Raw genomic sequence first — 12,627 nt, forward strand, 5'->3', positions numbered from 1 at the left:
GATAACCGATAAGGAGATTGGTCATGTCCGGCAAACCCGCCGCCCGCCTGGGCGACCCCACCGCATGCCCTAAGACCGGGCACGGCAACAATCCGATCACGTCCGGCTCGCCCGACGTACTCTTCGACGGTCTACCTGCAGCACGCCAGGGCGACCCCACCGCCTGCGGCAGCGCTCTGTCCGGCAACCTCATCGCCAATGTGCTGAACGGCAAACCGGCCGCCACGCTGGATAGCCTGGGGGATCACGGCAACGTGGTCATCGGTGGTTCCGGCAGCGTGATCATCGGCAATACGCCGGTCCCGGCGCCCTTCTCGCCACTCGCAGCACTGAACCTACAGCCGGCTGTAGAAAGCCAAGCCCTCGACACGCCCACCTCACGACACTCGCCAGCTCCGCAGCGACCTAGCCCCGGCCAAGCCCTGGTCTTGGATGAGAAGGCAGGTCACAACGCCCCGCACGGTCTGGAAGAAGAGGAGGAAGAGGAAGAACTCGCTAGCCGCCAGGCCGTCACCCTGCGCATCGGCGTGTTCTTCGACGGCACCGGCAACAATGCCGGTAATAGCGCGATCGGTACCCAGTGTCGCGCCTCGGATATCGGGTTGGGTGAGGTAGAGGCGCAGATCGTCGTCCAGCGCTGCGAAGCCCACCATCTCGATCCAGACAGTAGCTATGGGAACGATGTCAGCAACATCTGGCGGCTGTATGAGCTTTATCGCGACGAACCGGTACCCAAGGACTCCAGGACACCCAGCATCCTTCGCGTCTACGTCACCGGAGCCGGCACGACAACCGGCAAGAAAGACACGCTGTTCCCCGGGCAGGCACTTGGGCGAGGTGACACTGGCGTATTGGCCAAAGTCGATGAAGGTTTCTCACTTATCACTCAGGCACTGGATACCTTTCAGCAAGCGAACCCTGACTCGTCGCTCGGGACCCTCGAACTGGACATCTTCGGCTTCAGCCGCGGCGCGGCCGCAGCCCGACACTTCGCCAATCAGGTACTGCAACGTGCCAGCGGGCCATTGGGTGCATTGCATCGCCACGGAAAATTCACGCCTGACCCAGATTTCGAGTGGAACCGCGACCTCATCATCAACTTCATCGGTCTGTTCGATACCGTTGCGGCAATCGGCGGCTGGGAAGATTGGGCCGACCCCAGCGACGCCATGAATGGCGGCATCGACCTTCATCTGGCGTCCAATGCGGCCCGCCAGGTCGTCCATCTGGTGGCCCGTGACGAACACCGCCTCAACTTCGCCCTCAGCCGGGTCTCCTCGCCACACCGTGAAATCGTCCTGCCGGGCGCCCACTCCGACCTTGGCGGGGGCTACCTACCCCAGTCCGTAGAACGACTCTACGTCGCTCGCCCTCGTCGTAGCTGGGTCAGCCGTGCAACCCACCCGTTGCGTACTTTCGCCTATCAGCAGGCGCATGAGGACACCGAACTCGCCCATCAGGCCGACCTGCTCGATCCACAGGACCGCGCCGCACGTCTGGAGACCGATGTATGGGAACATTTCCCAGCATTTAACCAAAGCCGTACCGATGCGATGAAGTACGTAATGGCTGCGCCCTATCTGGAGCGTACGGTGTATGGGCACCTCTCTCGTGTGTATCTGCGAGTGATGCATGCGCTGGCAACCAGCAAAAAGGTACCTTTCAAAGAGGTTCCTGAAACCGAGGATTTGGGCTTGCCTGACGAGTTGCTGCCTATCTGTAACAAGCTGCTCACGTGGAGCCAGAGCGGCAAGGGATCGCTGGATGCGGATGAGGAACGTCTACTGCGTCAGCGCTACATCCATCTTTCATCCAACTGGAACGCAGCCGTCGGACAGGGCGGCGGTCGTTGGGACCTGGTTTTCGTCAACGCCCCTGCCGAGAATGGCCGTGAGCGCTACAAGGATATGCCCGGAGCAAAACAATGAAATCATTATGTTTGGGTCTCTTGGTATTCCTGCTCGCCGGTTGCGCCAACTCCGAGCAATACGCCAGCAACCTGCCCTATCCGTACTGGCGTCTAGGCTTTCTCGCTCCGGACTATATGGAAGTGTGGGTGGAGACTGCCGATGTGGAAGATATCCGCGGCAACTTCTTCCATCGAATGGGAGGTGGCACGGTATCGATTGCAAAGCCTGCCGATGGCAGCGGAAACGCTACTCGCTGGCGCAGCAATTTGGGCTGGGGCGCCGGGCGCCACGTTAACGGAGCCGACCTACCCAAGCGCATCTATGTTCGCTGGCAGTCGCTCGCTGAACCCCAAACCTACCGGGTAACGCTCGAAATTCCCGAGCGAGCCCGGCAACTGATGGTGGAGAAGCTTGTTCCACCTTGCCGCACCAGCGAATATCGCCATGCGCTGGCACTGGGCCTAGCGCCCGGCGGCGTGGTCAGAGGCTGGGTGATGAGCACTTGCGGTGGCCCAATCGAGATTCTACGCGCCCAGGCGGAAATCGAGCCGAAGGGGCCATCCCAAGGCAAAACTGGCGGTCGGTACGCGCTGCCCCTAGAGCTTGAATCCAAGGCCTATATAGAAAAACACGGCATCCCTTACGGATCATGGTAAGCAGGCAAACAATCATGACCGCACGCAACCTATCGCTCATTCTTGCTGTCCTGCTACTCGGCGGCTGCACCGCTGCCGAGAGACCCCCTGGCAGCCTACCCTACCCCTACTGGCGCCTGGGCTTCCTGGCACCGGACTATATGGAAGTCTGGGTGGAGACAGCTGCCGTGGAAGACATCCGTGGGCGGAAATTCTTCCACGTAGGTAGCGGCATAGCTGCCGTTCGTACGCCACCTGAAGATGTCAACGGCGCCGACCTGCCCAAGCACATCTACGTGCGCTGGCAATCCCTGGCCGAACCCCAGACCTACCGCGTCACCCTGGATATTCCCGAGCGCGCCCGGCAACTGATGAGCGAACGACTCGAACCACCCTGCCGTACCAGCGAGTACCGCCATGCCCTGGCGCTGGGACTCGCCCCTGGCGGTGTAGTCAGAGGCTGGGTCATGAGCACCTGCGGTGGGCCCATCGAAGTTCTTCGCGCCCAAGCGGAAATCGAGCCCAAGGGGCCATATGGCGGCCAATCCGATGGCGAATATTACTTCCTCTCGGAAAGCTCCAAAGCCTATATCGAAAAGCACGGAATCCCTTACGGCTCATGGTGAACAGGCAGCGATCATGACTGCATGCAACCTGTAGCTCGCTCTCACCTCTACTCAGCGGCTGCGCCAAGGCCGGAACAACCCCGGCGGCCTGTCCTATCAATATCGGCGCCGGGGTTTCTTCGCCCCGAACTATATGAAGGCCCGGATGGCGACCGCTGATATGAACGTCCGCGAACACAACCTCTTCCAAGCAGACAGCGGCATATCGGCTGGGGCGCGAGACGCCACGTCGCCACACACCCCGGCAGCAACCCCCGCCGGCTATCCTTGAGACGAACGACAGCCGCATCGCGCGGCCATGCAGCGAGAGCCTGCCATGCCCCTAGCCGCACTGGACACCTACGCCGACAGCTACGAAACCGCCGCCCAGCGCGCCAGCGCCAACGTACCGGTCATGGCACCGGCGTGCCGCACCGGCGAGGCTCGGCGGGCACTGAATGGCCAGCGCTACGACTGCGCCAGCCACATCGTGGTCTGCGACGAGCAACGGCGCTTCCTCGGTATCGTGCGCATCGAGGACCTGCTGGCCGCCGATGCGAACCTCAGCCTGGCCGCGCTGATGGATCCGGAAGCCCCCATCGTCGCCCCTGGCGTCGATCAGGAGGTCGCCGCCTGGCGCGCCGTTCGCAACCGCGAATCCGCCCTGACGGTGGTCGACCCGCAGGGCCTGTTCCTCGGGGTGATTTCACCGCACCAGCTACTGGCCGTGTTGCTCGCCGAGCATGAAGAAGATCTGTCGCGCCTAGGCGGTTTCACCAAGTCCAGCGAGGCCGCGCGTACCGCCAGTGAAGAGCCGGTCGAACGCAGCTTTCGCCACCGCCTGCCCTGGCTGTTGCTGGGCATGGTCGGCGCATTGCTGGCCGCCGACCTAGTCGGATCGTTCGAAGCCCAATTGCAGAGCATGGTGATGCTGGCGTACTTCGTCCCGGGCCTGGTGTACCTGGCCGACGCGGTCGGCACCCAGACCGAGACAGTGATCGTCCGCGGTCTCTCGGTGGGCGCGAAGATGCGTCGGATGATCAACCGCGAACTGCTGGTGGGGCTGGCAATGGGGCTGGTGCTGGCGCTGATCGCCATGCCTCTGGTGTGGTGGCGCTGGGGCGATGGGCAGATCGCATTGATCCTCGGTCTGAGCGTGTTCGCCGCCTGCTCGACGGCGACGCTGACCGCGATGGCGCTGCCCTGGTTGCTGAACTCGCTGGGGCTCGATCCGGCGTTCGGCAGCGGGCCGCTGGCCACGGTAATCCAGGACCTGCTGTCGATCCTGATCTACTTTGCCATTGCCACCGCGCTGCTCTGAGCCGCGTGCCGCGAACAGCTAGTTCTTCAGGCGATAGCCGGTCTTGAAGATCCACCACACCGCCAGCAGGCAGGCGCCGAGAAAACCGAGGATCATCGCCAGGCTGATGCCGATGCTGATGTCGGATACACCGTAGAAACTCCAGCGGAAGCCGCTGATCAGGTACACCACCGGGTTGAATAGGGTGACCTTCTGCCACAGCGGCGGCAGCATCTCGATGGAATAGAAACTGCCACCGAGGAAGGCCAGAGGCGTGACGATCAGCGCCGGGACGATCTGCAGCTTCTCCCAGCCGTCGGCCCAGATGCCGATGATGAAGCCGAACAGGCAGAAGGTGACGGCCGTCAGCACCAGGAATAGCGCCATCATCAGCGGATGCTGGATCTCGTAGTCGACGAACAGCCGCGCGGTGAGCAGGATGATCACACCGAGGATCAGCGATTTGGTCGCCGCCGCACCGACGTAGCCGATGACGATCTCGATATAGGAAACCGGCGCCGACAGCACCTCGTAGATGGTCCCGGAATAGCGCGGCATGTAGATACCGAACGAGGCGTTGGAAATGCTCTCGGTGAGCAGCGCCATCATGATCAGGCCGGGGATGATGAACGCACCGTAGGGAATGCCGTGCATCGCCTCCATGCGCGCGCCGATGGCCGAGCCGAACACCACGAAGTACAGCGAAGTGGAGATCACCGGGGTGGCGATGCTCTGCAGCAAGGTGCGCCAGGTGCGCGCCAGTTCGAACAGGTAGATCGCGCGGATCGCGTAGAAATTCATGCGGGCTTTTTCCTCAGCGACCGTGAACGAGGTTGACGAAGATTTCTTCCAGCGAGCTCTGGCTCGACTGCAGATCCTTGAAGTCGATGCCATGCGCCGCCAGGCGCTTGAGCAGCTCGGCAATGCCGGTGTCCTCATGCTGGGCGTCGAAGGTGAACACCAGCTGGTTGCCGGCATTGGTGAGCTCAAGGGGATAGCTGGCCAGCTCCGGCGGAATCTCGGCCAGGGGCCGCTGCAGATGCAGGGTCAGCTGCTTCTTGCCGAGCTTGTGCATCAGCACATGCTTGTCCTCGACCAGGATGATCTCGCCTTTGCTGATCACCCCGATGCGGTCGGCCATTTCCTCGGCTTCCTCGATGTAATGGGTGGTGAGGATGATGGTCACGCCACGTTCGCGCAGGCCGCGGACCATTTCCCACATGTCACGGCGCAATTCGACGTCAACGCCGGCAGTGGGCTCGTCGAGGAACAGGATCGACGGTTCGTGGGACAGCGCCTTGGCGATCATCACCCGTCGTTTCATACCGCCGGACAGGTCAAGGATGCGCGCGTCCTTCTTGTCCCACAGCGACAGGTCGCGTAGCAGCTTCTCCAGGAAGGCATCGTCCGGCGCCTTGCCGAACAGCCCGCGGGAAAAGCGCACTGTGGCCCAGACGCTCTCGAAGCCTTCGTTGAACAGTTCCTGCGGCACCAGGCCGATCTTCGAGCGCGCGGCACGGTAGTCGCGCACGATATCGTGACCATCGACCAGGACCCGACCGCTGCCGGGGTTGACGATGCCGCAGATGATGCTGATCAGCGTGGTCTTGCCGGCGCCGTTGGGGCCGAGCAGGGCGAAGATTTCACCCTTGCGGATTTGCAGGTCGATCCGCTTGAGGGCCGGATAGCCCGAGGCATAAGTCTTGGTGAGCTGCTCGATGGCGATCACGGGGGGCACGGGCGCATCTCTCCGAAAAACTGTGGATGGGCGATTGTAGTGAAACCACGAGCAGGGCGGGCGCCGGGTAACTGATGATCGTCATTTCGCGGCGCACGCAAACACGGCATGCTACGCGCCGCGGCTGAACGGAACGACCGGCCGCGCGACGGCGAAGCATGAGGATCCCTGTCATGAAACCCATCAAACTTACCTTTCTGGGCTTGTTCATCGGCCTGACGCTGCTCTGGCTGCTGGCTGACGATATTCTCGTGGAGCAGCTGGGCTTCTGGCCGCTGCGCACGCTGATGGTTCATTACAGCGGCATTCTCGGCATGGGCGCGATGAGCGTGGCGGTGTTTCTCGCCACCCGCCCGGTACGCGTCGAGCCATTGCTCGACGGCCTGGACAAGACCTATCGCCTGCATAAGTGGCTGGGCATCAGCGCGCTGGTGCTGGCGATCTTCCACTGGGGCTGGGCGCAGATTCCGAAATGGCTGGTCGGTTATGGCTGGCTGGAAAAGCCGGCGCGACGGGGTGCCCGTCAGGTCCACGAAGGGCTGCTCGGCTGGCTGCAAGGCAAGCGTGGCTTTGCCGAGGACATCGGCGAATGGGCGTTCTACGCCGCCGCCCTGCTGATCGTGCTGGCGCTGATCAAGCGTTTTCCTTATCGCTGGTTCTTCAAGACCCACCGCTGGCTGGCGCTGGCCTACCTGGTGCTGGTGGTGCATTCGGTGATCCTGATGCCGGCGGGATACTGGAGTTCGCCGCTCGGACTGGTGATGGGCCTGCTGCTCCTGGCAGGCACTATCGGCGCGTGCATGTCACTGTCGCACCGAGTTGGCCGTAAGCACAAGGTGGTCGGGCGGATCGAGCAGCTGACCTATCACAAGGACAACCGTGTGCTGCGTGTCGGCATCGCCCTGGATGGTCCGTGGCCGGGGCATCAGGCCGGGCAGTTCGCCTTCGTCACCTTTGACGAGCAGGAAGGCCCGCACCCCTTCAGCATCTCCTCAGCCTGGTGCAACGACGGCAAGCTGGCCTTCTCCATCAAGGGCTTGGGCGACTACACCAGCAGCCTGCCGGACAAGCTCAAGCAGGACGACTCGGTGACCGTGGAAGGCCCTTACGGCTGCTTCGACTTCAAGGGCCGCAAGAACGGGCAGATCTGGGTGGCCGGCGGTATCGGCATCGCTCCATTCATCGGTCGCCTGCAGGCACTGGCGGAAACCGGTGGCGGCGGCAACGTCGAGCTGTTCTACAGCACCAGTGCCCCGGACCAAGTGTTCATCGACAAGATTCGCCAGCTGGCCGAACGCGCACGAGTCCGCCTGCACGTGCTGGTCACCAGTGAGGACGGTCGCCTGACGCCGGAGAGGCTGCGGCAGATGGCGCCGTCCTGGAAAGGCAGCGACATCTGGTTCTGCGGACCGGCCGGGTTCGGCCACGACCTGCGCGACGACCTGATCAGCCGCGGCCTGGCACCGCAGGACTTCCATCAGGAACTGTTCAATATGCGCTAGCGCACGGCGCGGCAGTGCAGGCGGCAGGACAATCCACGCTCCCCCGGAGCAAGGATGCTCGCCATGCAACGCCTCATCGCGTCATTGCTGTTCGTCGTCTCGCCCTTCAGCCTGGCCGGCTGCCCACCCTGGAGCGCCAGCCAGGCACAGAGTGAAATCACCGAATTGCGCGGCCAGCTGGCCAGCTGGGACGACGCCTATCATCGCCGCGGCATTGCGCCAATCGACGACGAACTCTACGACCAGGCTCGTGCGCGCCTGAGCCAGTGGCAGCAGTGCTTCCCGGCGCAGGCCGGCGCACCGCAACAGCCACTGGCAACCGCGGGCGGCCCGCTACCGCACCCCATCGCGCAGACCGGCCTGACCAAGCTCGCCGATGCCGCAGCAGTGCGCGAGTGGATGGCAACGCGCGAGAACCTGTGGATCCAGCCCAAGGTCGATGGCGTCGCCGTGACGCTGGTCTATCGCAACGGGCAGTTGCAGCAGGCGATCAGCCGCGGCGACGGCCGCAGCGGCCAGGACTGGACAGCGCAGGCCCACCATCTGCCGGCGATCCCGCCTCGCCTGACGCAACACACCGACGTGATCCTGCAGGGCGAGCTGTACTGGCGGGAGCACGCCCATGTGCAGGCCAGCGCCGGTAGCGCCGGCGCGCGCAGCCGGGTCGCCGGCATCATGCACAGCCACCAGCCGGCGGCGGCGGCCAGCGCGGCGCGGATCGGCCTGTTCATCTGGGACTGGCCCAACGGCCCGGCCAGCATGGCCGAGCGGCTGGCCGGGCTCGAGGCGATGGGCTTCGCCGACAGCCGGCGCTTCAGCCAGCCACTGGCGAATTTCGAGGAGGCCCAGCAGTGGCGTCAGCGCTGGTACCACCAACCATTGCCCTTCGCCAGCGATGGCGTGGTGCTGCGCCAGAGCCGCCGACCGCCGGCGCGCCGCTGGCAGGCCGCGCCGCCGCACTGGGCGGTCGCCTGGAAATACCCGCCGCGCTCGGCGCTGGCCCAGGTGCGTACGGTGGAGTTCCGCATCGGCCGCCGCGGTCGGATCACGCCGCTGCTGCAGCTCGAACCGGTGCAGCTGGATGACCGTCGCATCACCCGCGTCAGCCTCGGCTCGCTCAGACGCTGGCAGGCACTGGACATCCGTCCGGGCGACCAGGTCGCCATCGCCCTCGCCGGCCTGAGCATTCCGCGCCTGGACTCGGTGGTCTGGCGCAGCCCGCAACGCACGCCGCTGCAGCCGCCAGATCCGACGCACTACCACGCACTCAGCTGCTGGCGCGCGACGCCCGGCTGCGAGCAGCAGTTTCTCGCGCGCCTCAGTTGGCTCAGCGGCGACCACGGGCTCGCCATCCCCGGCCTCGGCCAGGGAACCTGGAGCGCGCTACTTGACGCCGGCCTGCTGCCGGACCTGCTCGGTTGGCTGGACCTGGATGCGGTGACGCTGCAGCAGGCAGCCGGAATCGGGCCGACCCGCGCCACCACCTTGGCCAGGCATCTGATGGCGGCTCGCCAGCGCCCCTTTGTCGTCTGGCTGACGGCACTGGGCCTACCAGGCGATGCTGCCCTCTCGGAGGACGACAACTGGCAGCAGCTCGCCGCGCGCAGCAGCGCCGACTGGCAGGCCGTGCCAGGCGTGGGCCCGGCGCGGGCTCAGCAGCTGCGGCAGTTCTTCCAGGCGGCCGAGGTGCTGGCGCTGCGCGAGCGCTTGCAGCAGGCTGGTATCCGCGGATTCTGAATACTGTCGCCGCACTTCGCCCATCCATATGGGTCGAACGTGCTTACAACCACCAATGGAGCACGCATGTCTGTCTGGCGATTAGCGGCAGTGCTGGCGGCAAGCTGCCTGCTCAGCGGACAGGCGGTCGCGGCGACAGCCAAAGCCGCTCCGCCGTGCGACGAGCAGCGCCATCAACTCAGCGAACAGCTGCAGGAAGCGCGCCTGCGAGGCCATCAGGCTCGCCAGGCGCAGCTGAACGATCAGCTCCAGGCCCTCAATCAGCAATGCCAGGGACTGATCGCGCTAGGCGCGCGCCACACCAATGCCACGGAACAGGCCAGTCGGCGCGTCGAACGGCGCGAACTCCTCCTGCGCGCGGCATTGGCAACCGGCGATGCTCAGCTCATCGCGCTGCGCAAGGATCAATTGGCCAAGGCGCGTGCGCAGCTCGAGGCGGTACGCCACCCCTGAGTGGTGGTCAGTACGCGCGAAATTCCTTGTGGCAGGTTTCGCAGGCATCCTCGACGCGCTGGAACGCCGGCGCCACCTCCTGCGGTTTCAATGGCTGCACGGTGGTCGCGGCCACCAGGGCGGCAGTCTCGGCCTCGAGCATGCGCGCCAGTTCGTTGAAGCGCTCCTGCTGCTGCCACACATCGTCGCGCGCGTCGCTCTGTTCTTCCTTGACCGCCGGATAATGCTGCCATGGCTGGCGCGACAGCTCGTCGAGCTTCACCGCACCCGCGGCAAACGCCGCGCCATCGAAGGGCAGACGCCCGCGCAGCATGCCGCCGAGATCCTCCTTGATGTCGAGCATCTGCTGATAGATCGCCTTGCGCTTGCCGAGCGGTGAATTCGGATCGATACGGTCACAACCGGTCAGTACCAGCGCGGTCATCAGGGAAAGGCCCAACAGTTGCAGCTTCATGGTTACCCGCTCGCGAAATGCAAAGCGCGGGATTATCCCCGCTTGCGCGCGGGTGAACAAATCGCTCGGGTATCAACGCGACCATTGGCCACCGGCGCTCTCGCAATCAATTTTGGCCTGCGCACGATCACTGGCGTGGTAGTGGTAGGTGATGATCTTTGCCTGCTCCGGCACCGTGGTCGGTAAGGTGCCATTGTCCGCCTGGGTGCCGCCGGCTTGCTCGTTGGCCAGGGTTTCCGGCGTCACCGCTGCGGTGCAGACCCCGAAATAGCCTCCCGGGCAGCTTCGCCGCAATTCGCGACGGGCATTCTTCACTGCCTCGTCGTTGCGACAGAGCCAATCCATCGAGTCGTCCTCCGCCGGCATCCCGCGCAGCTCGAAGCACTTCTCGGTGACCACCGGTGCAGGCACGGCACCGGACGTTTCGCTATGGACATAACAGGACTGCGCCGCCGCCGGCAGGCTGACGGCAGCGGCGATCAGAGCCAGCGTGATGCGAAGCGTGGGATTCATGGGCGTCTCCTTGAGCATTCGCGCCCGGCGGGGCGCACCGGGCCTGAAGCTACGACCCGCGCGCCGACCGCAGAGTTCGCGCGATCGGGCCACCGCGACGGGGTTGGGATTGCCGACAGGCGCAGCTATAATCGCCAAGCTTTACTCGGCCGGCTCCGCTTCGGTCGTGCCCGCCACCCGTCCGAGGGGCGCTGCAGCAGGTATGAAAACCTGTTTTGGATCTCACAAGCCACGCGACTTACCTGTCGCGCCGCAGCAGATCCAGATCAGGCTTCACCTGTCAGGCTCGGATGGGGCGTTTCCTAGAACGCATCAACGGCGCCCATTCGCATCTATACGAATGGAGAACTCTTCGATGAGTGCTGTCATGACGCCTGCCGGTTTCACCGACTTCAAGGTTGCCGATATTTCCCTGGCCGCCTGGGGCCGCCGCGAGATCATCATCGCCGAATCGGAAATGCCCGCGCTGATGGGCCTGCGCCGCAAGTACGCCGCCGAGCAGCCGCTCAAGGGCGCGAAGATCCTCGGCTGCATCCACATGACCATCCAGACCGCGGTGCTGATCGAGACGCTGATCGCCCTCGGCGCCGAAGTACGCTGGTCGTCCTGCAACATCTTCTCCACCCAGGACCAGGCCGCTGCCGCCATCGCCGCCGCCGGCATCCCGGTGTTCGCCTGGAAGGGCGAGACCGAAGATGAGTACGAGTGGTGCATCGAGCAGACCATCCTCAAGGACGGCCAGCCGTGGGACGCCAACATGGTGCTGGACGACGGCGGTGACCTGACCCAGATCCTGCATGACAAGTACCCGCAGGTACTCGAGCGCGTGCACGGTATCACCGAGGAAACCACCACCGGCGTGCACCGCCTGCTCGATATGCTCAAGGGCGGCACGCTGAAAGTCCCGGCGATCAACGTCAACGACTCGGTCACCAAGAGCAAGAACGACAACAAGTACGGCTGCCGCCACAGCCTCAACGACGCCATCAAGCGCGCCACCGACCACCTGTTGTCCGGCAAGCAGGCGCTGGTGATCGGCTACGGCGACGTGGGCAAGGGTTCGGCACAGTCGCTGCGCCAGGAAGGCATGATCGTCAAGGTTTCGGAAGTCGACCCGATCTGCGCCATGCAGGCCTGCATGGACGGCTTCGAGCTGGTCTCCCCCTACAAGAACGGCCTCAACGACGGCACCGAAGCCAGCGTCGACGCCGCGCTGCTGGGCAAGATCGACCTGATCGTCACCACCACCGGTAACGTCAACGTCTGCGACGCCGGCATGCTCAAGGCGCTGAAGAAGCGCGCCGTGGTGTGCAACATCGGCCACTTCGACAACGAGATCGACACCGCCTTCATGCGCGCCAACTGGGGCTGGGAAGAGGTCAAGCCGCAGGTGCACAAGATCCACCGCACCAGCAAGACCGTCGACCCGACCAACGACGACTACCTGATCCTGCTGGCCGAAGGCCGCCTGGTGAACCTGGGCAATGCCACCGGCCACCCGAGCCGGATCATGGACGGCTCCTTCGCCAACCAGGTGCTGGCGCAGATCCACCTCTACAACGAGAAGTTCGCCGACCTGCCAGTCGCCGAGAAGACCCAGAACGTCACCGTCATGGTCCTGCCGAAGAAGCTCGACGAGGAAGTGGCGCTGGAGATGGTCAAGGGCTTCGGTGGCGTAGTCACCCAGCTGACCGCCAAACAGGCCGAGTACATTGGTGTGACCGTCGAAGGCCCGTTCAAACCGGACAGCTACCGCTACTGATCGGCTAAACGCCATCGG

12 protein-coding genes and 1 riboswitch are annotated in these 12,627 nt (G+C 64.2%); of the genes, 8 read left to right on the forward strand and 4 right to left on the reverse strand.

Annotation, left to right across the window (positions count from 1 at the left end):
• The first annotated feature begins 23 nt into the window (after positions 1–23).
• The 4 genes from N8H22_RS02300 to N8H22_RS02315 all read left to right on the forward strand — a co-directional run bounded on the left by N8H22_RS02300 (position 24) and on the right by N8H22_RS02315 (position 4,471).
• Positions 24–1,928, forward strand: coding sequence for a DUF2235 domain-containing protein (locus tag N8H22_RS02300; RefSeq protein WP_264589009.1), 1,905 nt, complete (start codon positions 24–26; stop codon positions 1,926–1,928).
• A complete protein-coding gene (locus N8H22_RS02305) occupies positions 1,925–2,566 on the forward strand; it encodes a DUF2931 family protein (RefSeq protein ID WP_264589010.1) in 642 nt (213 codons plus the stop codon). The genes N8H22_RS02300 and N8H22_RS02305 overlap by 4 nt, the downstream gene beginning before the upstream one ends.
• Before the next feature lie 14 nt (positions 2,567–2,580).
• Positions 2,581–3,171, forward strand: coding sequence for a DUF2931 family protein (locus N8H22_RS02310; protein WP_264589011.1), 591 nt, complete (start codon positions 2,581–2,583; stop codon positions 3,169–3,171).
• 316 nt (positions 3,172–3,487) lie between these two features.
• Complete coding sequence (locus N8H22_RS02315; protein ID WP_264589012.1) at positions 3,488–4,471, forward strand: magnesium transporter; 984 nt, start codon at positions 3,488–3,490, stop codon at positions 4,469–4,471.
• Between the two features lie 18 nt (positions 4,472–4,489).
• Here N8H22_RS02315 and N8H22_RS02320 read toward each other — a convergent pair whose 3' ends face one another.
• Both N8H22_RS02320 and N8H22_RS02325 read right to left on the reverse strand, forming a co-directional pair.
• Positions 4,490–5,251: an ABC transporter permease gene (locus N8H22_RS02320; protein ID WP_264589013.1), complete on the reverse strand. Its 762-nt coding sequence runs from the start codon at positions 5,249–5,251 to the stop codon at positions 4,490–4,492.
• 13 nt (positions 5,252–5,264) lie between these two features.
• On the reverse strand, positions 5,265–6,188 hold the full coding sequence (locus N8H22_RS02325; RefSeq protein WP_264589014.1) for an ABC transporter ATP-binding protein: 924 nt from the start codon (positions 6,186–6,188) through the stop codon (positions 5,265–5,267).
• Between the two features lie 173 nt (positions 6,189–6,361).
• Here N8H22_RS02325 and N8H22_RS02330 point away from each other — a divergent pair, with 173 nt between their 5' ends.
• The 3 genes from N8H22_RS02330 (at position 6,362) to N8H22_RS02340 (ending at position 9,880) form a co-directional block, all read left to right on the forward strand.
• Positions 6,362–7,690 carry a ferric reductase-like transmembrane domain-containing protein gene (locus tag N8H22_RS02330; RefSeq protein WP_264589015.1) on the forward strand — a complete coding sequence of 443 codons (1,329 nt, stop codon included), beginning with the start codon at positions 6,362–6,364 and terminating at the stop codon, positions 7,688–7,690.
• Between the two features lie 63 nt (positions 7,691–7,753).
• On the forward strand, positions 7,754–9,427 hold the full coding sequence (ligB, locus tag N8H22_RS02335) for an NAD-dependent DNA ligase LigB (RefSeq protein ID WP_264589016.1): 1,674 nt from the start codon (positions 7,754–7,756) through the stop codon (positions 9,425–9,427).
• 66 nt (positions 9,428–9,493) lie between these two features.
• A complete protein-coding gene (locus N8H22_RS02340) occupies positions 9,494–9,880 on the forward strand; it encodes a DUF1090 domain-containing protein (RefSeq protein WP_264589017.1) in 387 nt (128 codons plus the stop codon).
• 7 nt (positions 9,881–9,887) lie between these two features.
• Here N8H22_RS02340 and N8H22_RS02345 read toward each other — a convergent pair whose 3' ends face one another.
• Positions 9,888–10,334: a cytochrome c gene (locus N8H22_RS02345; RefSeq protein ID WP_264589018.1), complete on the reverse strand. Its 447-nt coding sequence runs from the start codon at positions 10,332–10,334 to the stop codon at positions 9,888–9,890.
• Between the two features lie 72 nt (positions 10,335–10,406).
• Complete coding sequence (locus N8H22_RS02350; protein WP_264589019.1) at positions 10,407–10,847, reverse strand: hypothetical protein; 441 nt, start codon at positions 10,845–10,847, stop codon at positions 10,407–10,409.
• A 177-nt stretch (positions 10,848–11,024) separates the two neighbouring features.
• Positions 11,025–11,178, forward strand: a riboswitch (S-adenosyl-L-homocysteine riboswitch).
• 24 nt (positions 11,179–11,202) lie between these two features.
• Here N8H22_RS02350 and ahcY point away from each other — a divergent pair.
• Entirely contained in the window at positions 11,203–12,609 is a 1,407-nt protein-coding gene (ahcY, locus tag N8H22_RS02355; RefSeq protein ID WP_264589020.1) for an adenosylhomocysteinase, read from the forward strand.
• The last annotated feature ends 18 nt before the right edge of the window (positions 12,610–12,627 follow it).

Source organism: Stutzerimonas sp. S1 (assembly GCF_025966695.1).
Classification (GTDB): domain Bacteria; phylum Pseudomonadota; class Gammaproteobacteria; order Pseudomonadales; family Pseudomonadaceae; genus Stutzerimonas.